Origin of the sequence: Frondihabitans sp. 4ASC-45 (assembly GCF_049472575.1) — a bacterium.
Classification (GTDB): Bacteria; Actinomycetota; Actinomycetes; order Actinomycetales; family Microbacteriaceae; genus Frondihabitans.
Genome location: NZ_JBCEBN010000004.1, coordinates 23,581 through 43,979 on the forward strand (window position 1 = coordinate 23,581; position 20,399 = coordinate 43,979).

The 20,399-nt window shown below is 68.7% G+C and carries 12 protein-coding genes; 1 reads left to right on the plus strand and 11 read right to left on the minus strand.

What is annotated here, in order from left to right; all coding sequences use genetic code 11:
- Window positions 1–22 precede the first annotated feature (22 nt).
- From VH571_RS07850 to VH571_RS07865, 4 genes are all read right to left on the minus strand, one after another.
- Window positions 23–1,399, minus strand: a complete 1,377-nt coding sequence (locus VH571_RS07850; RefSeq protein WP_423264046.1) for a M50 family metallopeptidase — start codon at window positions 1,397–1,399, stop codon at window positions 23–25.
- 93 nt (window positions 1,400–1,492) lie between these two features.
- The gene (gene dxr, locus VH571_RS07855) at window positions 1,493–2,572 is read right to left on the minus strand and encodes a 1-deoxy-D-xylulose-5-phosphate reductoisomerase (protein ID WP_423264047.1); all 1,080 of its coding nucleotides are present in this window, start codon (window positions 2,570–2,572) and stop codon (window positions 1,493–1,495) included.
- 157 nt (window positions 2,573–2,729) lie between these two features.
- Window positions 2,730–3,737: an FKBP-type peptidyl-prolyl cis-trans isomerase gene (locus tag VH571_RS07860; protein WP_423264048.1), complete on the minus strand. Its 1,008-nt coding sequence runs from the start codon at window positions 3,735–3,737 to the stop codon at window positions 2,730–2,732.
- A 23-nt stretch (window positions 3,738–3,760) separates the two neighbouring features.
- Window positions 3,761–4,246, minus strand: a complete 486-nt coding sequence (locus VH571_RS07865) for an OsmC family protein (protein ID WP_423264049.1) — start codon at window positions 4,244–4,246, stop codon at window positions 3,761–3,763.
- A gap of 24 nt (window positions 4,247–4,270) precedes the next feature.
- On the opposite strand from VH571_RS07865, the gene VH571_RS07870 reads away from it, so the two are divergent.
- Entirely contained in the window at window positions 4,271–5,296 is a 1,026-nt protein-coding gene (locus VH571_RS07870; RefSeq protein ID WP_423264050.1) for an asparaginase, read from the plus strand.
- An 85-nt stretch (window positions 5,297–5,381) separates the two neighbouring features.
- Here the strand turns inward: VH571_RS07870 and VH571_RS07875 are convergent, their stop codons facing one another.
- The 7 genes from VH571_RS07875 to VH571_RS07905 form a co-directional block, all read right to left on the minus strand.
- Window positions 5,382–6,089, minus strand: a complete 708-nt coding sequence (locus tag VH571_RS07875) for a hypothetical protein (protein ID WP_423264051.1) — start codon at window positions 6,087–6,089, stop codon at window positions 5,382–5,384.
- A gap of 163 nt (window positions 6,090–6,252) precedes the next feature.
- Complete coding sequence (locus tag VH571_RS07880) at window positions 6,253–8,175, minus strand: zinc-ribbon domain-containing protein (protein WP_423264052.1); 1,923 nt, start codon at window positions 8,173–8,175, stop codon at window positions 6,253–6,255.
- A gap of 16 nt (window positions 8,176–8,191) precedes the next feature.
- Window positions 8,192–10,591, minus strand: a complete 2,400-nt coding sequence (locus VH571_RS07885) for a transglutaminaseTgpA domain-containing protein (protein ID WP_423264053.1) — start codon at window positions 10,589–10,591, stop codon at window positions 8,192–8,194.
- The gene (locus VH571_RS07890; RefSeq protein ID WP_423264054.1) at window positions 10,588–11,874 is read right to left on the minus strand and encodes a DUF58 domain-containing protein; all 1,287 of its coding nucleotides are present in this window, start codon (window positions 11,872–11,874) and stop codon (window positions 10,588–10,590) included. The genes VH571_RS07885 and VH571_RS07890 overlap by 4 nt, the downstream gene beginning before the upstream one ends.
- A 202-nt stretch (window positions 11,875–12,076) precedes the next feature.
- On the minus strand, window positions 12,077–13,048 hold the full coding sequence (locus tag VH571_RS07895) for an AAA family ATPase (RefSeq protein ID WP_194604234.1): 972 nt from the start codon (window positions 13,046–13,048) through the stop codon (window positions 12,077–12,079).
- 46 nt (window positions 13,049–13,094) lie between these two features.
- The gene (locus VH571_RS07900; protein WP_423264055.1) at window positions 13,095–18,944 is read right to left on the minus strand and encodes an Ig-like domain-containing protein; all 5,850 of its coding nucleotides are present in this window, start codon (window positions 18,942–18,944) and stop codon (window positions 13,095–13,097) included.
- On the minus strand, window positions 18,941–20,374 hold the full coding sequence (locus VH571_RS07905) for a serine/threonine-protein kinase (RefSeq protein WP_423264057.1): 1,434 nt from the start codon (window positions 20,372–20,374) through the stop codon (window positions 18,941–18,943). The genes VH571_RS07900 and VH571_RS07905 overlap by 4 nt, the downstream gene beginning before the upstream one ends.
- Window positions 20,375–20,399 lie beyond the last annotated feature (25 nt).

The window sequence follows — 20,399 nt, forward strand, 5'->3', positions numbered from 1 at the left end:
GCGAGGCCGGTCTCTCGAACGCTCAGCCGATCGAGATCGGGTTGACGATGTCAGCGTAGAAGAGCAGCAGGCTCATGGCACCGAGGATGGCGACCACGGCGAAGGTCAGGGGGATCACCTTGGCCGTATCGACGGGCCCCGGATCCTTGCGTCCGAAGAGCTTCGCGAAGAAGCGACGCACGCCCTCGATGATGGCTCCCGCGACATGGCCGCCGTCGAGCGGCATGAGCGGGATCAGGTTGAAGACGAAGAGCGCGACGTTCAGCGAGGCGAGCAGACCCACCAGCACGCTTGCGCGGTCGAGCACGGGCACCGAGTTGAGGCTCGCCACGTCGCCGGCCATACGGCCGACGCCCACGACGCTGACCGGGCCGTTGGGGTCGCGCTCTCCGCCGCCGAATGCCGCCTGCGCCACTCCGATCAGGCGCTGCGGCAGGTTGAGAATCAGGTGGCCGACATTGGCGATGTTGCTGCCGACTGCCGGCAGCACGGCCGACACGGGTGACTGCTGCCGCTCGTAGACCGAGCCGATGCCGACGAACCCGACCTCCTCGGTCTCTTTCGCCCCCGACGAGTCGGTGACGTAGTTGCCATTCGCGTCGGTCACGTAGCGTTTCGTCAGCAGCGGGGTGATCTCGAGCGTCTCCCGCGCGCCGTCGCGAAGCACGACCATGTCGACCGTCTGGCCCGACGACTTCTGGATGATCGACGTCGACTGATCCCAGCTCGAGACGGCAGTGCCGTCGATGCTCAGGATCCGGTCGCCCGCCCGAATGCCAGCAGCGGCCCCGGGCGACTGGGTGGCACCCGCGGGGCACGTCGTCTCGGTCGACCCGGCCGGCAGCACGCACGCCGAGACCGAGCCCACCGTGGTCGTCGGCTGCTGCGTGCCGATGCCGCAGAGCACGACGGCGAACAGAACGACGGCGATGAGCAGGTTCATGACGGGCCCACCGAGCATGATGACGATTCGCTTCGGCACGGCGAGCCGGTAGAAGGTGCGCTGCTCCTCCCCCTCGTCGACGGTCTCGGCGCTTGCCGTGCGGGCGTCCTGCACCAGAGTCTGGAAGACGCCGGTCGTGGCGGTGCGACCCGCCGCGACCCGATGCCGCTCACCCGGTGCGCCGAGGGCGTCTTCCGCGACCTCGGCGGTCTTCTGCGGCGGGAACATGCCCGACATCGAGATGTAGCCGCCGAGGGGGATCGCCTTGACCCCGTACTCGGTCTCGCCCTTCGTGCGCGAGAAGATAGTCGGCCCGAAGCCGATCATGTACTGGCCCACCTTCACGCCGAACGCCTTCGCCGGAATGAGGTGGCCGATCTCGTGCAAGCCGATCGACACGATGAGGCCGACGACGACGATCAGGATGCCGACGATATAGAGCAGGACTGTTTCCACGTAGGGCACAGTACGGGACGGAAGGCATGAACGAGCCGCAAGGTCGCTGTGCCTCGCGGCGGGTCGGCGGATCCTTCGGTCTTGGGACCCGAGCTAGCGGGAGCCGAGGATCCGGTCCGCCGCCGCTCGAGCCCAGCGCTCGGCATCGAGCACACCCTCGAGCGTCAGCTCCGCCGGCTCGTGCAGGTCGACCACCGCCCGGATGGTGTCGAGGATGTCGAGATAGCCGATGCGGCCGGCGTGGAAGGCGAGCACGGCTTGCTCGTTGGCGGCGTTGAAGACGGCCGGAAATGTCGCCCCGGCACGGCCGACCTGTTTGGCCAGGTCGACCGAGGGGAACGCGACGGAGTCGAGGGGCGCAAACGTCCACTCCGAGGCGGTCGTCCAGTCGAGGGGCCTGCCGACGCCCGGCACGCGGTCGGGCCAGGCCATGCCGAGAGCGATCGGCAGGCGCATGTCGGGCGGCGACGCCTGGGCGATCGTGGAGCCGTCGACGAACTCGACCATCGAGTGGACGATCGACTGGGGATGCACCGTGACGTCGATCCGGTCGTAGTCGATGTCGAACAGCAGGTGCGCCTCGATCACCTCGAGACCCTTGTTTACGAGGGTGGACGAGTTGGTGGTGACGACGAGGCCCATGTCCCAGGTGGGGTGAGCGAGGGCTTCTCGCGGTGTGACGTCTTTGAGTTGGTCGCGGGTCCGCCCGCGGAACGGGCCGCCCGACGCCGTCAAGACCAGGCGGCGGACCTCCTGCTGCGTGCCCGAACGGAGTGCCTGCGCGATCGCGGAGTGCTCGGAGTCGACGGGAACGAGCTGACCGGGTGCCGCCTTCGCCTGGACGAGGTCGCCGCCGACGATGAGGCTCTCCTTGTTCGCCAGGGCGAGAGTCGCCCCCGATTCGAGAGCGGCCAGGGTCGGACCGAGCCCGACCGAGCCCGTGATGCCGTTCAGCACGACGTCGGTCTCGACGTCGTGGACGAGAGCCACCGACTCGTCGGTGCCGAGAGCAGTGTGCTCGACACCGAACTTCGCCGCCTGCTCGGCCAGCAGCTCGGCGTTCGTGCCGGCGGAGAGACCGACGATCTCGAACAGGTGCGGGTTGGCTTCGATGACTTCGAGGGCCTGGACCCCGATGGAGCCGGTGGATCCGAGAACGGTGACGCGTCGCATGCAGTCAGCCTATTGCGGGCGGCTGGTCGGCCCGTCTTTCGGTCTCGGCACCATCTTTCGGTCTTGGCACCGTCTTTCGGTCTCGGCACCGTCATTGGGCGGTGTTCGCGTCGGAAACCGGTGTCGAGAAATCCGTCTGGCCCTCAGGCCGAGGTGATCAGCCCTGCGCGAGGATGTCGACCACGAAGACGAGCGTGTCGGTTCCCTTGATGCCCGCGGTCGTGTTTCCGGCCGAGCCGTAGCCCTCGCTCGGCGGCACGATCACGACGACCTGCGATCCGATCGTCTGACCGACGATGGCTTTCTTGAAACCGGCGACCACCTTGTCGGTCGAGAACGAGGTGGGCCCGCTCCCCCAGCTCTGGTCGAACACCTCGCCGGTGCGCCAGAGTGTGCCCTGGTACTGCACGGTAACCGTCGCGCCGCTCTTGACCGTGGCGCCGTCGCCCTTCTTGAGCACCTCGAGTTTGAGCGACTTCGGCGCCGTCGTCTTGGGAATCGTGACCGTCGGCTTGCCGTCGGCCGCCAGCTTCACGGCCGGGAATCCGCTCTTCGGCGCCACGGTCGTGCCGGTCGCCTTCGTCGGCACCTTGGACAGGATGTCCATCACGATGACCATGTCGTCGCCGGCAGCGACGCCGAGCGACTCGTTGCCGGTCGTGCCGAACATGTCGGCCGAGTCGGCGACCGTCACGGTGCGGGAACCGACCTGGGCGCAGTGCATGCCGTCGACGAGGCCCGCGAGGTAGAGGTCTTTCGAGACCGTGAACTGGGTGGCCGCGGAGCCCGAATAGCCGGCGGTCGAGATCTTCTTGCCGGTCTCGGCGTCGTAGATGGTGAAGGCGACGTCGAGGAGGGTGCCGGTAAGGGCCTTCTCACCGGATCCTTCGATCACGGTCGACCGCTGGGTCGACGTGACCGACAGGCCCTTGTCGAACTTCACGGTGGGAGCGGCGTCGAGCTTCCCGGTGACCTTGACCGACTTCGACGCAGTACCCGCGGAGGGCGCCGCGCACGACGACTGGGTCTCGGCGGCAGCGGTCGACGAGGGGTTCGGGGTCGACGTCGAGGTGGCAGAGGTGCTCGGGGATCCTGAGCAGCCAGCCAGGGCGACGGCGACAGCGGGAACGAGAGCGAGAGCGGCGAAGGCAGAGAGTCTGGGCATCGCCAGCCAGTGTCGCTGAGCTTTCAGGCGGGAAGCTGAGCGTTCGCCACGACGACGGTGGGTTCGTGGCGCACCGGGAAGTTCATCGAGGCGGCGATGAAGCACTTTGCCGACGCCTCCCGGTGCGCCTCTCGCGCCCGCTCGACCATCGACTCCTCGGCCACCGTGACCGTCGGATGCAGCACGACCTCGGTGAAGTGCCCGCCCCCGTCGGACGTCTGCACCATCGTGCCGGTGGCGTCGTCGACGTAGCCGGTGACGACGACGTCGACCGTCGTGCACACCCAGAGGTAGCTCAGCAGGTGGCACTGCGACAGGGCGCCGAGAAGCATCTCTTCGGGGTTCCAGCGATCGACGTCGCCGCGGAACGGCTTGTCGGCCGACCCGAGGATCTCGGGCTTGCCCGTCACGGTCAGCGTGTGATCGCGCCCGTACGAGCGGTAGTCGCGGGTTCCCTCGCCGCGATTGCCCGTCCAGACGGTGTGCAGCGCGTAGGTGTGGTCGATCATGCCGTCAAAGTTACACTCGGCCTCATGAGTCACGAGCACCAGGATCCGAAGCCCGCCACGTCGCGTCATCCGCTGGAGGTGTCGGGAAGCGTGGAGCTCGCGGTGCTCGAGCGCTCCGGCATGGCCGAGAGTCGCCACATCGGCGCCGCCGCCGTGGTCGACTCGTCAGGGCGGATCGTGCGAACGCTCGGTGATGCCGCCGCGTCGATCTATCCGCGCTCGTGCCTCAAGCCTTTTCAGGCTCTCGCCGTGCTGCGGTCGGGCGTGCGACTGGACGGGCCGGAGGCCGTGCTTTCGACCGCCAGCCATGCCGGGACGCCGCGTCACCAGGCCGTCGTCGAGGGCATGCTGGCCCGGATCGGTGCCACCGAAGACGACCTGCTGTGCCCGCCCGACTGGCCGTACGATCGCGACACCGCCCGGACGGCGAGCGGCAAGCGACGCATCTTCATGAACTGCAGTGGCAAGCACGCCGGCTTTCTCCTCGCCTGTGCTGAGAACGGCTGGGACCCGCGCTCGTACGACGACCTCGACCACCCGCTGCAGGTGGCTGCCCGCGAGACGGTCGCCGACTATCTCGGCGAGACGGTCGATCACGCCGGTGTCGACGGCTGCGGTGCACCCGTGTTCGCGGCGACGCTCACAGGGCTCGCGGGGGCCGTTGCTCGTCTGGTGCGGTCGGCCGATACCGACGACGACCCTCTGGCGGGCCATCTGGTTCGCGCCGTGTTCGACGACGCCTGGGCCCTCGACGGCGAAGGCCGCGCGAACACCGTCACGATCGACGAGACCGGCCTGTTCGCGAAGCTGGGTGCCGAGGGAGTCATGATCATGGGAAGCCGTGAGGGGCTCGCCGTCGCCGTGAAGGTGCTCGACGGCAACCTCCGGGCCGGGACACTCGCAGGACTGAGCCTGCTCGAAGCCGAAGGGGCCGTCGCATCGGACGCCGTCGATCGCGTGCTCGACCAGACGCTGGAGCGCGTGACCGGCGGCGGCGTCGTGGTCGGCGGGATTCGGGCCGGCGCGGCGCTTGCAGGGATGCGTGGCTGATTCGCGCGGCTGCGCAACTGACGCACGAGGCCGATTTGCGCGGCTGAGCTGCTGAGCTGATGAACTGCTGAACTGCGATGCTGCGTCACGCGGTGCTCCCCAGGCGTGACTGGTCGGGGTGAGCTGGTCGGTCGGCCCGGGGCTGTGCGACGGCCACGAGCTCAAGGGCGGTCCAGGCGCCACCGCACTCCCCCGCTGCACGCACGCAGGCGATGCCGTCGGGCCCGACCCAGACATCGACCGTCTCCGGCGGCACAGTCAGACCGAGAGCTGCCACCGGCGGTGAGACCTCGACGAGAGTCTCGGCCCCGAGCCGGACCACGGACGACAGCAGCGCACTGAGTGCCGGAGGGGCGAACAGGCGCACTTGCGTCGCTGACGCAATGAGAGGGGCCCTCTCAAGGATCCGCGGAGCCGCCTCACCCCCGACCTGCACCGCGCTCACGACCGCTCCCGACCCCACGACCGCGCTCCTCGCCCGAGGAGGATCGCAGCCCCGATCGAGCCCAGCGAGCTCCTCGGCCATCGCCTCGTCAAGACGCCTTTCGAAGTCGAGCCGCGCTGCGGCCATCCCGTCGCGTCGACGCCGCTCTCGCAGCGCCCCGCGAACGAGTACCTCCGCGACGGCGGCGAGTGCGACCACGCCCATGCCGACCGCGAGCATCGGCGTCGGAGGCGAGAGCGCCAGAGTGAGTGCAAGCAGGAGGCCTAGGGCCGCGGAAGCGACGATGGGGAAGGACGGCGCCGGAGCACCCGGCGGAGGCTGCGGTGCGGTGAGGTGGACGTGGCTCATACGTCGAGTCAAGCCGTCGCGACACCTCGGCAGACGTGGATGCGGGGATCTGTGGTGAGTCGGTCTCGGATCCTCGTCTGTGGAGACGAAGTGACGCCCGGCGACTCGGGCCCGCGCCCAGAAAGTCGTGATCGTGACCAGCGAGTCGCGCTCGCAGCCCGTCTCAGCTCACGATGAAGAACTGCTCGCCGATTTCGACCCGCGTGCCCCGGGGCACGCGAACCCGCTTGCCCGGCTCGGCCCGACGGACCCCCTGCGACGGCGCCTTCACGATCGTGCCGTTGCCCGACCAGCGATCGGCGACCCACAGGTGGCCGTCGTCCTGGCCGAATTCGAGGTGCGTTTTCGAGACCGAGCGGCCGGGATCGAGGATCCGCACGAGCAGCTCGATCGCCTCGCCCGGCTGCGGCGTCGGGGCTCGTCCGACAAGGCCGCTTCCCTGAACCGTGAAACTCTCGCCCGTCGAGAACTGGAGGATGAACGACTCCCCCACCTCGCGACGCGGCACGATGCGAGTGCTCTCGACGTCGTCGGCCGGCGCGCCGAGGGTCACGGCCCAGGGCGCGGCCGACGGCGAGGGCTGCGGCGCGGGGGCGACGGTCGGCACTGCCGATTCCGCCGGGCGGCTCGCCGCAGGGGCCTCGGGTTCGGCTGCACGCACCGGCGGTTGCGGAGGGCTGACGGGCCGATCGACCAGGGCCTCGGGCACATCGCCGACGCGGACAGGGGGTACCTCCGGCGACGAGGCGGGCGGCGTGTGGCGCGCAGCCGTCGGAGCAGAGTGCGTGGGAGTTCCCGCGTGCCTAATTGGCTCGACGGGGGCGGCAGTAGGAGCCGAAGGATCGGACGTGGGTTGCGTGGTCGCAGCTGGCGACGACGACGACCACAACTGCGGCGCTTCGCTCGGCTGTCGACGACCGAAGAGGCGTCGTCGCTTGGGCGCGGGAACAGGATCAGGCACGAAGGGCGGAGACACCTCGACCGGCGACGGCAAGGGCGTCGGGGTCAGCGGAGCCGACCGTGGGGCCGGAGGGGCTTCGTGCGTCTCACCCGGCTGCGGGCGTCCCGGCTGAGCGCCTTCTGGCAGGGGGCGTTCCGACGGGGTCCGTCCACTCGATGGTGCCGCAGCAGTGCCGGTGATCGGCACGATGGGTCCGGTGAAGGAGGCGGCTACAGACTGCACCACGGCCCCGCACTCGCCACAGAAGATATCGCCCTGGTGCAGGGGTGCGCCGCAGTCCGAGCACACGGCGCCGGCCGATTCGCGCGCTGTTGTCGGCGCAACGAGCGGGGCGATCACGTTGGTATCGCCCTCGACGGCAGCCACGTCAACGCCGGGCGGAGCGGCCAGGGGCTCAGGATCCGACGACTCATCCTCGAGCACCGGCTCGACCGCCACCGCAGGTGCGACGTCGGCGACCTCGACCTGAGCATCATCGGCGGGCGATTGCACAGAGGCTGCGTCATCGACCACCGCAGGAGCGTCGTCGGTGTGCGCGGCAGCGGGGAGTGAGCCGTCGACGTCGGCTTCGTCGATCGAGTCCTGTCTGGTCGGGGTGGGGCGGGCATCCGCTTTGATCGCGGGGTCAACCGTGATCGGAGTCACCGACGCCGTCCACAGCGGCACGGACGCCGGGCGCACCGCGCCCGTGTCGGACCGCTCCGCGCTTGCCGACGCGGCGGCACGCGGCCGGTCAGCCCGCGCCTCGCCGGCGAGAGGTTCGTTGTTTCGGTGACCCTGCGGGATCCTCGACCCGTTCTCGTCGGGGCGCCGGGGCGTCTCGTCGTCTCCCGATTCGCTGTCTTCAGGAGCGCCGCCTTCGGGCCCGCTGTCATCAGGAACACCGTCTTTGGGCGCCCCGCCCCCGCGCTCGCTGTCGAGCCACCAGGGTGTGCCGGCCGGAACAGCGGTGGCCTGGGGCTCCTGCAACACCCAGGGGCGGCGCGGGGGTTCTGCCACCGGCGCCTGCTCGACCGGAGCCACGGCACGGAATGCAGCCCAATCGGCCGCGGTGATGGCACGACCGCACTGGCCGCAGAACATGGCTCCGTCGGGCAGCGGGCTCGAGCAGGTGGGGCAACGCATGTGTGGTGAGTGATCCCTAACGCTTGAAAGGCTTCCGGCCATGGTATCCACGGAGCGACCTCGTCGAGACCGCGGCCCGGAATCGTTGCCAGCGAGTGAGGCCCGTATCGAGATGAGTGCGCATCTCGCCGACCGCCTTCCAGACGCGATCCGCGTCGGGCGCGGACGGCGGCTCGGGAGCGAAGACGGCCCGGTCGACCACGCGAGCGAGAACACCGGCGCGGGTGCTGCCGACCGCCGCCGCGACCTCGCTTCGAGTGGCGGCGCTCGGGGTGGGGATGCCGTGGTCGACGACGGCGTCGTGGTACTCCTGCCATCCGTGGGTCATGCGGACGCCAGGGTCACGGGCCCGGCGCCGCCGCACCCGTCGACGCCCCTTGACCGCGACGATCGCGAGGAACGGCGACATCACCAGGCCTGCTATGAGGGCGGCCCAGCCGGCGATGCGGCCGGCGGCGACCAGGAGGGCGATCCAGGCCGGTGGATCGGTGGGGCTGTCCTGGCGGCTCTGCGGTTGGGTCTGATCGTTCGGCGGGTCGGCCTCTTGCTGGGGTGGCTGAATCACCGACTGGGGTCGCGAGACCTGGTTCGGATCGACCTGCTGGTCTTTCGGGATCTCGCGGGGTTCCGGGTTCGGGTCGAGCGAGACCCAGCCGTACTGGGCGGTGTCGACCTCGATATGAGCTGTGATGTCGGATCCTGTGAAGGTGGACGTGCCGCCCGTCGATGACGAGCCGGCGAATCCCAGCACCACCCGCGCGGGGAACCCGAGTTCGTCGGCCATCAGCGCGGCTGCCGCGGCGTATTGCTCACCGTCGCCGATCATCAGGTTGTCTGTAAAGAGGCGGGTGAGTCGGTCGGCTCCGTGGCCCGAGAGGCTGGCGGGTTCGTCGGCCCCGACGCCGTGACTCACGTACCCGTTCTTCTTCAGGCCGTCGAGGGCCGCCTGCAGGCGTGGGCCCTGCCCCTGAACCCCGTCGACGTACGACTCGAGGGCGGCCGTGAGTGCCGAGGGCACCTTCGTCGGCGCAGGCACAGTGGCGTCGCCGGGGGTCAACGACTGGAGCGCCGCTCGCGAGGGCTGTTGCGGCTCGACGGCAGTGAGCCGATACGAGTCGTCTTGTGCGAGCCCGCCGAGCACGGCGGCGGTGCCCGTGGTGTCGTTGTAGAAGAACGCGTCTCGAAGAGCAGTACTTCTCGAGCCGCTGAAATCGATCGACTCCAGCTTGCCCACGGTCGGAACCCAGACACCCGTGTAGCCGTCGACGGCTACATCGATCGTGACCTGGCGGCCCCTGACCTGAGCCTGATCGATCGACGTGGGCACGCGCGTGAAGGTGCCCGAAGCGGTCGAGACTTCGTCGCTGCCGACCGAGTACTGCACGCCGTCGTAGGTGTCGAGAGTGGCGATCCTGACGAAACCGTCCGCTCCGAGACCGGTAACCGTGATCTGGGGTGTGTCGGCCTCGGCGGACTGCTCGTAGGCGCGGAATCCGCTGAGGGGGCTCACGTAGTCGCGCGGATCGAAAGGCGTCTGCACGGCGTCGCGGGCGACCCAGCGCGACGACTTCGGACCGATTGCGCCGGTCACAGCCGCTCCCGCGGCGGTCGCGACGACGAGAGTCAGCAGCGTTCCGGCGACGGCACGGCGTGCCACGGCGCCGTGACCGGACCGACCGCGAGCCTCACCTCCGGATGGCCTCTGGCGGCCGGCAGTCGTTCCCCGTGTCAGCAGTTCGATGGCCAGGCGCCGCCGGCGGAGCCTCCACCAGACGATCCAAAGCACCGACACCGCGAGCAGCACCAGTCCGGTCACCAGGGGCAGAAGGGGCTCGCGCGGACCGAGGACGATGCCCACCAGATAGATCAGCACGGGCGGCACGAGCGCGAGCTCGGCGCGGCGGCTGCGGAACGCCGTGCTGAGCCCCACGGTCGTCCCGGCGAGCACGAGCACGAGAGCCGGGACCAGCAGGGCCTGATAGTCACCCACCGGGAGCGTGATGGTCAGCAGCTGCTTCCAGCCGAGCGCGACGCCCCCGACCAGCTCACGCAGACCGTCGACGCTCGGGATCACCCCGTAGAGCGCTTGGTTCGGCACCGCGAGTGCGACCCCGAAGACCCCGAACGCCACGATCAGAAGCGCGAGGATCCAGATGCTCGCCAACCGCAGAAAAAGACCGGCGAGAGCGATGGTCGCCCCGAGCGCGAAGCCGCCGACGAGCAGGATCAGGAAGGCGCTGCTGCGGTAGATGGGCCAGAGGGTGGCGCTAGCCGCCACCATGACGACGAAATAGAGGGCTGTCTGGGCCAGGGCGAAACCGGTGCGGATCTTCGGCCGGGTGGATCGCGGGCGGAGCCCCGGCCCGCGGGCCGTCGATCCAGTCGTCGGTGTTTCTCTCCGGTCGACGACGGTCATGACGCCACCGTCCGTGCGAGTGACTTCTGCAGGTCTTCGAGGTAGCCGACCGTCAACACGGTCATGTCGGCGACGCGGCGAAGGCCGGGAACCGTCTCGGGATCGCAGACGATCGCCACCGTCTCGACGCCCGCCGGGAACGCCGAAGCGGCTGCGCGCAACTCACCGATACCCGTCGTCGAGCCGACCACGAGGAACGCGACCGAGATGCCGGCGACCTGCTCCCCCGTCACCCGAGCGACGTCCGAGATTCCGAGCGCGGCCTCGGAGTAGGCCACCAGCGAGAGATCGTCGAGGAGACGGGTCGGGGTGAGAGTCGACAGCGGACGGACGGCCAGGGTCTTCCGCTTCGCGAACTCGGGGGTCCGCTCCGACACGACCACCGAGACCTCCCGGGCGTCGCGAATCGCGCGCACCCCGAGTGACGCCGCCACGCCGACGCCGAGCTCGAACTCCTCCTCGGTGGCGAAGTCGGCGTTAGCGAGGCTCAGGGCGATCACGATGTGGCTGCGACGTGTCTCTTCGAATTGCCGCACCATGTAGGTGCCCGCGCGGGCGCTGGACTTCCAATGGATGTGGCGGCGGTCGTCGCCCGGAAGGTATTCGCGAAGGGCATGGAACGAGATATCGCTCGGCGAGAGGTCGCGGGTCGGACTGCCCTCGAGGTCACGGATCAGCCCGGTGCTCGTCGACGGAATGCCGATGGTGCGCGGGTGGACGAACAACTCGACGACGTCGGTCCAGTCGAGCTCGCGGCGGACGAGGCCGATCGGATCTCCGCGAACCGTGCGAACCGGCCCCACGGGAATGACCCCGCGCTTGTTCGTCGGCACCTCGAAAGTCTCGTCGACCGATTCACCACCGCGCAGGCCCGGGAGGGTGAGCTCCACGAGACCGGCGCCGATCGGAATCTCGACGGTGATCCCGAGCACGCGGCGCCTCGTCGGATTGCTCACCGTCACCCGACCGGAGGCCTCATCGCCCACAGCCACCCGGCTGTGAGGCAGATCGAGAGCGATCGTGAAGACGCTGCGACCGATGGCCGTGACGACCGCCAGGATCAGGATGACGACGAGCGCGAATCCGACCGTGACGAGCTCGACCCAACCGAGCGCATAGCCCGCCACGAGGCAGGCGGGGGTGAGAATCAGCAGTGCCCAGCCGACCGGGGTGACCACGCTCGAGGCCACCTCGACTCCCCGGCTGAAGACGAGGGCGAGCCGGCGCCCTAGCCGCACGATCAGCACGACGATGTCGGCGCTGAAGCCCTGCCTGTCGCCCACGATCCGGGTGCGGGCGTTAGTGAGCCCCTGCGTGCTGGTTCCGTAGGTCGAGTCGGCAGTGGCGTTTCGCGTGCTCTCGCCGCGCGCCCGATCGGCGCCCGGCCGCCCAGCGCGAGACCGCTCCGCCAGCGATGTTGGCGCACGCGAGCCCTCGGTTCGAGCGCGTTCTCCCGGCGGCGTCACGCGTACGCCGCCGCACAGGTCACGCGGAGACCCTCTCGGCGGGCGGCGCAATCTCGATCAGCAGCTGGCTGATGACGCTGCTCGCGGTGACTCCGTCGAACTCCGCTTCGGGATCGAGCACGATCCGGTGGGCGAGAACGGGCTCGGCGAGCAGCTTGACGTCGTCGGGCGTCACGTAGTGCCGACCGGTCGACGCCGCGTACGTCTTGGCGACACGCACGAGGGCCAGAGCGCCGCGGACGCTCACACCGAGGCGCACTTCGGGAGCCGTTCGAGTGCCCTCGACGATCCGGGCGACGTAGTCGGCGACGACCGGATCGACGTGCACCGTTCGCGCGAGGCGAGACATCTCGCCGATGACTCCCGCTTCGACGATTGGCGACAGGCTGCCCTCGTGCACGCGAACCGCGGAGTCTTCGAGGATCCGCAGGGTGGCCGCATGGTCGGGATACCCGATGGAGGTCTTCATCAGGAACCGGTCGAGCTGCGCCTCGGGCAGGCGGTAGGTGCCCGCCTGTTCGATGGGGTTCTGGGTGGCGATCACCATGAACGGCGACCCCACCTCGTGCGTCACCCCGTCGACCGTGACGCGCGACTCCTCCATGACTTCGAGAAGCGCGGACTGGGTCTTCGGGCTCGCCCGGTTGATCTCATCGGCGAGCACGATGTTCGCGAAGATCGGTCCGCGGTGGAACTCGAACTCGCTCGTCTTCTGGTCGTAGATGCTGACGCCGGTGATGTCGCCGGGCAGGAGGTCGGGGGTGAACTGGATCCTGGAGCTCTCGCTCTGCACGGTCTGCGCGACGGCTCGGGCGAGTGACGTCTTGCCCGTGCCGGGGAAGTCTTCGAGCAGAAGATGGCCTTCGCTCAGAAGGGCCGTGAACGACAGCTTGATCACGAACGACTTGCCGAGCAGCACCTTGTCGACGTTGCCGACGAGGCGCGCGAAGATATCGGCGAACCAGGTGGCCTGCTCAGGCGTCATGCTCATGCTCGGGGGGTTCCTTTGGTGTGGGTGACGATCGCGGCGCTAGGGCTTACGGTGTGGCCGGGTCGGAGAACGTGTGCTCGTAAGTCTGCCCGTTGGCGGTCACTCTGATATCGAGGCTCGGCGCAAGAAGACCCCCTCCGTCGACCGTGCAGGAGTTCGCGCCGCTCACCGCATCCTGCCAGTCGCCGCCGACACAGCGGAATTCGAGCTTGCTGTAGCCGGGGTTCGCAGCCGGGTCGTAGTTGAACGCGTAGCTGCCGGTGAGAGTGAGGTCTGTCGGCCCCGTGTAGGTCGCTCCGACATCGGTGCTGACGGGTGTGGCCGAATTGCTCGTTCCGGCGGGCCCGCACACTGTCGCAGCGGCATCGCGGCAGCCGCGAACGGTATAGGTCTGAGGCGACCCGTACACACTTCGATCTTGAGAGCTGGTCAGCTGGTCTCCGCGCTGCACGGTCGTCCAGACGCCCGAGCTCCGCACCTGGTAAAGCACGGCCGTGCCGCTGGCGACAGACAGATCGCCGACTGTGACATCGGACAAGACCGAGGTCGTGCTGGGCGCTACGGCGATAGACGCCGAGGCCTGCCCCGGAGCCGCCAGGCTCTGCACGCCGTCCGACTTCGCCGCCGAGCAGAAGTAGCCGTTGTCGGCGTAGACGAAGTACGTGTACGACTTGCCGTCCGACGCGTTGGAGTCGACGTACGACGTCGCCTGCAGCGAACCCGATATCGCGCCGGGCTTGCTGGTGGCACTGCACGCGGGGGTCGAGGATCCGGCGGCATCGCGCCCCACCACGTAGTTCACGGCGCTACCCCCGTTGCTCCCCGCGGCCGTCCAGCTCACCGTGATCGCGCCGTTTCGGTCGCTCGACGCGGTGATGCCGGTGACCGGCGCGGGCGTGCCCACGGGTGAACCCGTGACCGCGCCGCTGCGAGCCCAGTCGTCGGAGCTATCGACCTCCGCAGCGTTCTTGGCGTACACCTGCACCGAATACTGCGCACCCGGGGTGAGCCCGCCGATCGTGGTCGAGGACGACGAAGCGGGTACGGTCTGCGATCCGGGGGCACCGTCGCCGGCGATCTCGACCACGTAGCTGGCGACAGACGTGCCTCGGGCCGGTTTCGGCACGGCATTCCACGCGATCACGAGCGCACCCGGAGTCGTCGACGACGGCGTGACTGTTACCCCGGTGGGGGCCGAGGGGACGAAGTCGGCGCTGTAGGCGGAGCTCAGGGCACTCGGTTGCGACGCTCCGACGGCGTTGATCGCCTGAACGGAGAACTGATAGCGCACGCCGGGCTCGAGGTCGGTGAGCGTGCAGAGGGTGGAGGTTCCACAGTCTTTGACGTAGGTCGCCGAGCCCGAGGTGCCCGTGAGCCGGTACGACGTGATGGCGGAGTTGTTGGCCACCGACGCCTGGTAGGCGAGTGTCAGTTCGCCGCCCACGAAGGTACCCGAGCGCGTAGGTGCCGCCGGTGCGTCGGGGACGTCCTGCACCGAGATCGTCACGTTGCCCCAGACGTAGCGGGACGGATCTCCGGTGACGTCAGCGATCTGGTACTGCAGGTTCGAGTTGGTCGGCCTCGCTGACGCGGACACCGTGACGGTCAGGCGGCTCTTGTCGGCGGAAGGCTTCACCGACACCCCCTTCGGCAGAGAGCTCCCGCCGAGGCCGCGGATCGCGATCACGCGCAGCGCCTGACCCGGGAACGGGTTCGCGGCCCGATCGTTGGCAAGGACGTCGACGACCGTTGTCGAACCGCGCTTGACGATCGCGGTGTCGGCGGCGGCGATCGCCAACGGCCTCGTCGAACGGACGACGGTCATCGAGACGGAGCCGGCCTGCGGAGCCGACGTGCGGTCTCGTACGGTGACGCCGATCCGGCCCGTGTCGCCAGTGGCGGCGCTCGAGGTCGCCGAGACGGTGAGGTTCGAGCCGGTCAGCTCCACCCGGAATCCGGGCACGCTCGACGTGGTGAGGGCGTAGCGGAGCTGCCCGAGGTCGTTCGGGTAGTTGTAGGTGGTGAGACGTCGGAGGTCGAGCGTCCGGGACTCACCCGGCTCGAGATCGATCGATGAGGCCTGGAAGACCGGCGGCTGATTCTGCCTGGCAGTGACCGTGATGGGCAGCACGAGCGTCGCGACGTGGCCGTTCGGGTCGTCGGCCGAGGTGCCGTCGGTGACCTGGAACGAGATCGACGCCTGACCGAAGAAGCCAGCGGCCGAGGTGAATCGAAGCCGACTCGGGCCGACAACGAGCTTCGCTCCATCGGAGTGCGTCGCCCGAACTGTGCTGCTGTCGGTGACCCGGACGCCGTTGGATCCCGTGGCCACGACGTGGTCGTTGAGGTCGATGTCGAGGGTGGCGCCGCTGACCACGGAGAGCCCGGGCGCCGTCTCGTCGATCTGAGGGAGCGTCTCGTCGGAGCCCGGCACGCGGATGAACGCGTAGGTCGTGATGCGCGAGTCATCGGGATGAGAGACGGCGAAGGGGATGATCTGGCTGCGGGCGGTGACGGTGACCCGGATCCTTTTGTTGGAAAGAACCCTCGCCGTGTCTCCGTACCCGTCGACGAGGCGCAGGCCGAGGCTCGAGACGCTGCCGTCGGCGAAGAACACGTTCGCGAGCACATCGACGTCGACTGTCGTGCGGCCCAGCACGTCTTTGAGCGTGAGCACACTGTCGGCCGCTTCGGGGTAGTTGAGCTCGGCCCGGGGGTCGACCTTGACCGTGATGAAGTTCGAACTGCTGCCCCCGCTGGCATTCGCCACCGTGTAGACGAGCCCGTAGGTGTTCGTCTTGGCGGGCGGAGTGACCCGCACCACGCCGTCGGCGAGGATCGTCGCCTTTACGGACGAGTCGTTCGGGCGAACCGCCGTGACGCGCAGCGCCTGCCCATCGGGGTCGGAGTCGTTGGCCAAGACCCGCACCAGAATGCTTCCGCCCGGCCGCATGGTGACCGCGTCGGCCACGGCGATCGGGTCTTTCGATCCCTGGGCGCGCGGGGCGATGCCGATGCGCACGGTGCCGGTCGCCCGAGCGCCGAGCCCGTCGACGACCGTGTACGTGAACGTATCGGTGCCAGCCGAGTAGCTTCCCGCCTGGTATTCGATGTCGCCCGCTCCGACGCTCGACACGCTGCCCTTCTGCGGGTTCGAGTCGACGCCGAGCAGCTGAACCGAGTCGCCGTCGGGGTCGATGTTGTCGAGGGGCACCTGCACCCGGACGGCCTGCCCCGCCACGACCCGTGCCGTCACGGTCTGCGGAACCGGCGCCTGGTTGGTGGAGCGGTCGGATTCGCGAACCGAGATGCTGACCTGAGCCGTCGCCCTCTGACCGTCGGGTCCGTCGACGGCATACTCGGCCGTGAAGTTTCCTGGTGTGATGGGTGCGAGGTACCGCAGCTGCTCCCCCGACACGAACAGCAGCCCTCCTCCCGACGAGACGTTCGAGACGAGTTTCGGTTCGAGCACGATGTCTTCGCCGTCGGGCTGCTCGTCGTTGGCGAGGACGTCGATGTCGACCGCTTGGCCGGCGCGGGCGGTGACCTGGTCGTTGGTCGCGATCGGCGGTTGGAGTTGCGACGGCTTCGGGATCTCGACCACGGTGACGGTGCCCGTCGACGACGCGAGCCCATTCGAGACCGTGTAGGTGAACGAGACGGGGGCCTCGATGGGCTGCGCCAGCGTGATCCGGAGGTAGCGCTGCTCGAGGGTCTGCACCTGGACTCCCGACGCGGACGCCGGAGCGTCGACGGCCGTGACCATGAGCACGTTGCCCGCCGGGTCGATGTCGGTCGCCGTGATGTCGACCGACTGCGAGCTGAGCGTCTGCACGAAGACAGTCTTCGGTGTCGTGATCGGAGCCGTGTTCGGGTCGGGAGGGCTGCGGACGTCGACCCGGATCGTGCCGGTGGCGGTCTTCTGACCGTCTGTCACCGTGTACTCGAGCTGGTGCGAGCCGACGTTGCCCGAGACGAAGGTGAACGTGCCCGTCGAATAGCTCGGCGTGATGGTCACGCCCGATTTTGCGGGGACGCTGTTCAGCTTGATCGTGCCGGAACCGCCGGAGGCATAGCGGAGCGGATTGATGGTGGTCGTGCGGTTCTCGTCGGCCTGGACGGAGAACGACTCGGCGCGGAGGGGTGTGGCGCCAGCGGCGTCGACGGTGATCTGCAGGGTGCCACGGCCCGTCGAGCGGCCGTCCGAGAGCGAGAGCACGATCTCTTGGGTCGACGGCCCGTCGCCGGCATCCTGGTAGACGACCTCGCCGGTCGGCTTGAACGTGACCGTGCCCCCGTCGCCACCCGATGCGCCGGTCAAGTAGAACGGATCGCCATCTGGGTCGACGAACGATCCCAGAGTGTCGACCGTCACCCGCCCCGACGACGAGACGACGTCGCGGAGAGCCCGCACCTGCTTGGGAGCGCCGTTGAGGGCATCGCCGTGGATTCCGACCGTCACCAGCGCCGTCGAGGTGCCACCGCGGCCGTCCGAGATCGTGTAGTCGAACGTCACCGATCCGGTCGCCCCCGCGGGGAGCGTCAGCATGATCTGCTGCCGGTTCGACACGACCTGCACTGTCGCGCCTGCCGACGTGGGATCGGTCACCGAGTCGATCGAGATCGGATCACCGTTGGGGTCGTAGTCGTTGAGAAGCACCGGAAGCAGGGTGGCCCGCCCAGCCCGGGCACCGAGGTCGTCGGCAGTCGCCACGGGAGGCTTCTGCTGCACCTCGAGCTTCTCTTTGTCGTCGGTGACGGGTGTTTCGTCGTTCTGCTGGTCGCGCTGATCGTCGATCAGGTCGCCCCAGTTGTCGATGAGCTGGCCGTCCCGCTGAATCGCCCACGCCCGTCCCCCGGCCGTGTCGTTGAGCACGACCCGAGAACCCGTGACGGCGAAGGCCAGCGCGGCCGACGACGGCACCGAGGCCAGCTCGGTCACGCCCGTGCCCGTCGCCCCTGCGCCCGGGCAGTCGGTCCACGACGCGCCGTCGGTCCATGCGGCGTAGGAACAGCCGCCGACGACGACCGGTCGTGCCGGTGTTCCCGATCGATCGGCGACCCGGTTCATCACCGTGCCGCCGAACGACACCGAGACGAGGCCCGAAGAGCCCGCTACCAAGATCGAGGATCCGGCATCCGCCGATCGCTGCAGCGTCGCCCGGCCTGTTATCTCGCCCGAGAGCTCCACCGCACGACCATCGACCACGAGCGTCTTGGTGGTCCGGTCGAGAACCGCCCAGTGGGATCCGACGGTCGCGACCTGGAAAGCATCGCGCTTGGGCAGACTCAGGCGCGCACGGTCGGTGACCCCGAACCGGTTGACCGACGAGACGATGGAGAGCTCGCCGGTATCGGCCGAGTAGGCAGAGAGACGGCCGGAGGGGCTCATGCCCGTCGTCACGGTCGACCCGAGGCTGAGCTCGGCCTGGGTCTGCGCGTCGAACGAGGCCAGAGTGTCGACCGGTGTCGTCCAGAACTGTCCGGTCTTCTGCGAGAGAACGACCGCCGTGTCGCCCGCCAGGAGAACGTCGGGAGAGTCGGGCGGAAGGGGCACGGTCTGACCGAGTTCGGCCGAGGCCGTGTCGACCACGCCGACCGTGGCGTCGCTCCGGTTCACCAGCAGGACATTCTGGGGATCTTGCACCACGGAGATGTCGGAGCTACTCGATCGGACGGCCGAGTTCAGCTCGAGCACACCGGGATTGGCCCGCCCGACGGCCGAGAGCGACTGGTTCGTCACCCAGACGGTTCCATCGTCGAGGTTAAGTTTTTGGGCCTGGTAGCCGGGGCTCGTCAGGCCGATGGTGGCCGCCACGGCCGCCAGAAGCACCACGCCCAGACCGGTCGCGGTAAACGATCGGTGGGTCGACAGATACGAGAGGAGCCGCCTCACCCGGTCTCCTCCGGCGAAGCGCACTTCTCGGCGCTGACCTGCCCGGGTTTGCCCTCGCGGGTGACGGTGACCGTGATGCAGACCTGTTGACCGGAGTCGACGGGCGCGAGGAACGTCGAGGAGGTTTGGGTGCTCGAGTCGGTGCCCTGCGTCACGAGGTACGAGTCGCCGCTCCGGATGCCCGGATCCGCCCAGCTGAATTCGATCGACGATCCCTTTGTCGTCGCCTGGATGTCGCTGACCCGCGGAATGTCGGTCGACGTCGATCGCACGAGGAAGAGCGTGGCGACGCCCCCGAGGGCGATGAGCACGGCCGCCGCAGCGATGACGCCCCACCACAGGTACTGGCGACGCCGTACCGGCCCGGCCGGGCGCGTGCCCGTCGACCGGGGAATGGCATTTGAGTTGCGCGCCCCGGTGTCGAGCGTGCGGGAAACGGGCGTCGACGAGGCAGCGGGTCGACGACGTCGCCGTCGATTCGACGAGCCCGAGGTCGGCGTCTCGGAACCGCGCACCCGGGTGCGGTCTTCGAGATCGGCGACGGTGGCCAGCGCCCAATCGTCGACCGCCACCTCGATCGAGGTCTGGGCGACTCCGATCTCGGATTCGACCTGCTGGAACTCCCGGATCAGCTCCAGAATCGAACCCTGGCGGTTCTCGGGTCGGTGCGAGAGCGCTCGCGCGAGTGTCGCCTCCAGCCCGGACGGCACGTCTGTTCGGCCGATCGCCTGGAATCGACCCTTCTCGATTCGAGCCATGAGGTCGCTCGACGTGTTCGATCCCCCCATCACCTCGAACGGGCTGCGACCGGCGAGAAGCGAGTACACGGTGGCGCCGAGCGACCAGACCTCCGAAGCGATCGTGCCCGAGCTGTCATCACGCAAGACCTCCGGGGCCGACCACGGGATCGACAGACCCACGACCTCACTCGGTTCGCTCTCACCGAGCGAGGCGGCGATGCCGAAGTCGGAGAGCACAGGATGGCCGTAGGCGGTCATCAGGATGTTCGACGGCTTCACATCGCGATGCAGAACACCCTGCCGATGGGCCGTCTCGAGGGCGCTGCCGATTTTGACGGCGATGCGGAGGACGTCAGCGACGGGAATGCGCTCGCGCCGATACCGCTCGCTCAGCGACGACGAGCACAGCTCCATCACGAGATACGGACGCCCATCGGCCGACACACTCGCCTGGTAGACGGTGAGGATGGAGGGGTGAGCGCTCAGCTGCGCCATCAGATTGGCCTCGGCCTGGAACATCTGACGAACCTGGTCGTTGACGACCTCGCTCAGCATGACCTTGACAGCGACCTGACGCCTCGGCATGTTCTGCTCGTACAGGAACACATCGGCGAAACCACCCGAGCCGAGCACGTGCATGTGCGAGAAACCCGGAAGGACCGGGGGTTGAGAAGGGAGTCGTCGTGCCATGTCGCCCCCTCCTCGAGTGCGTGCG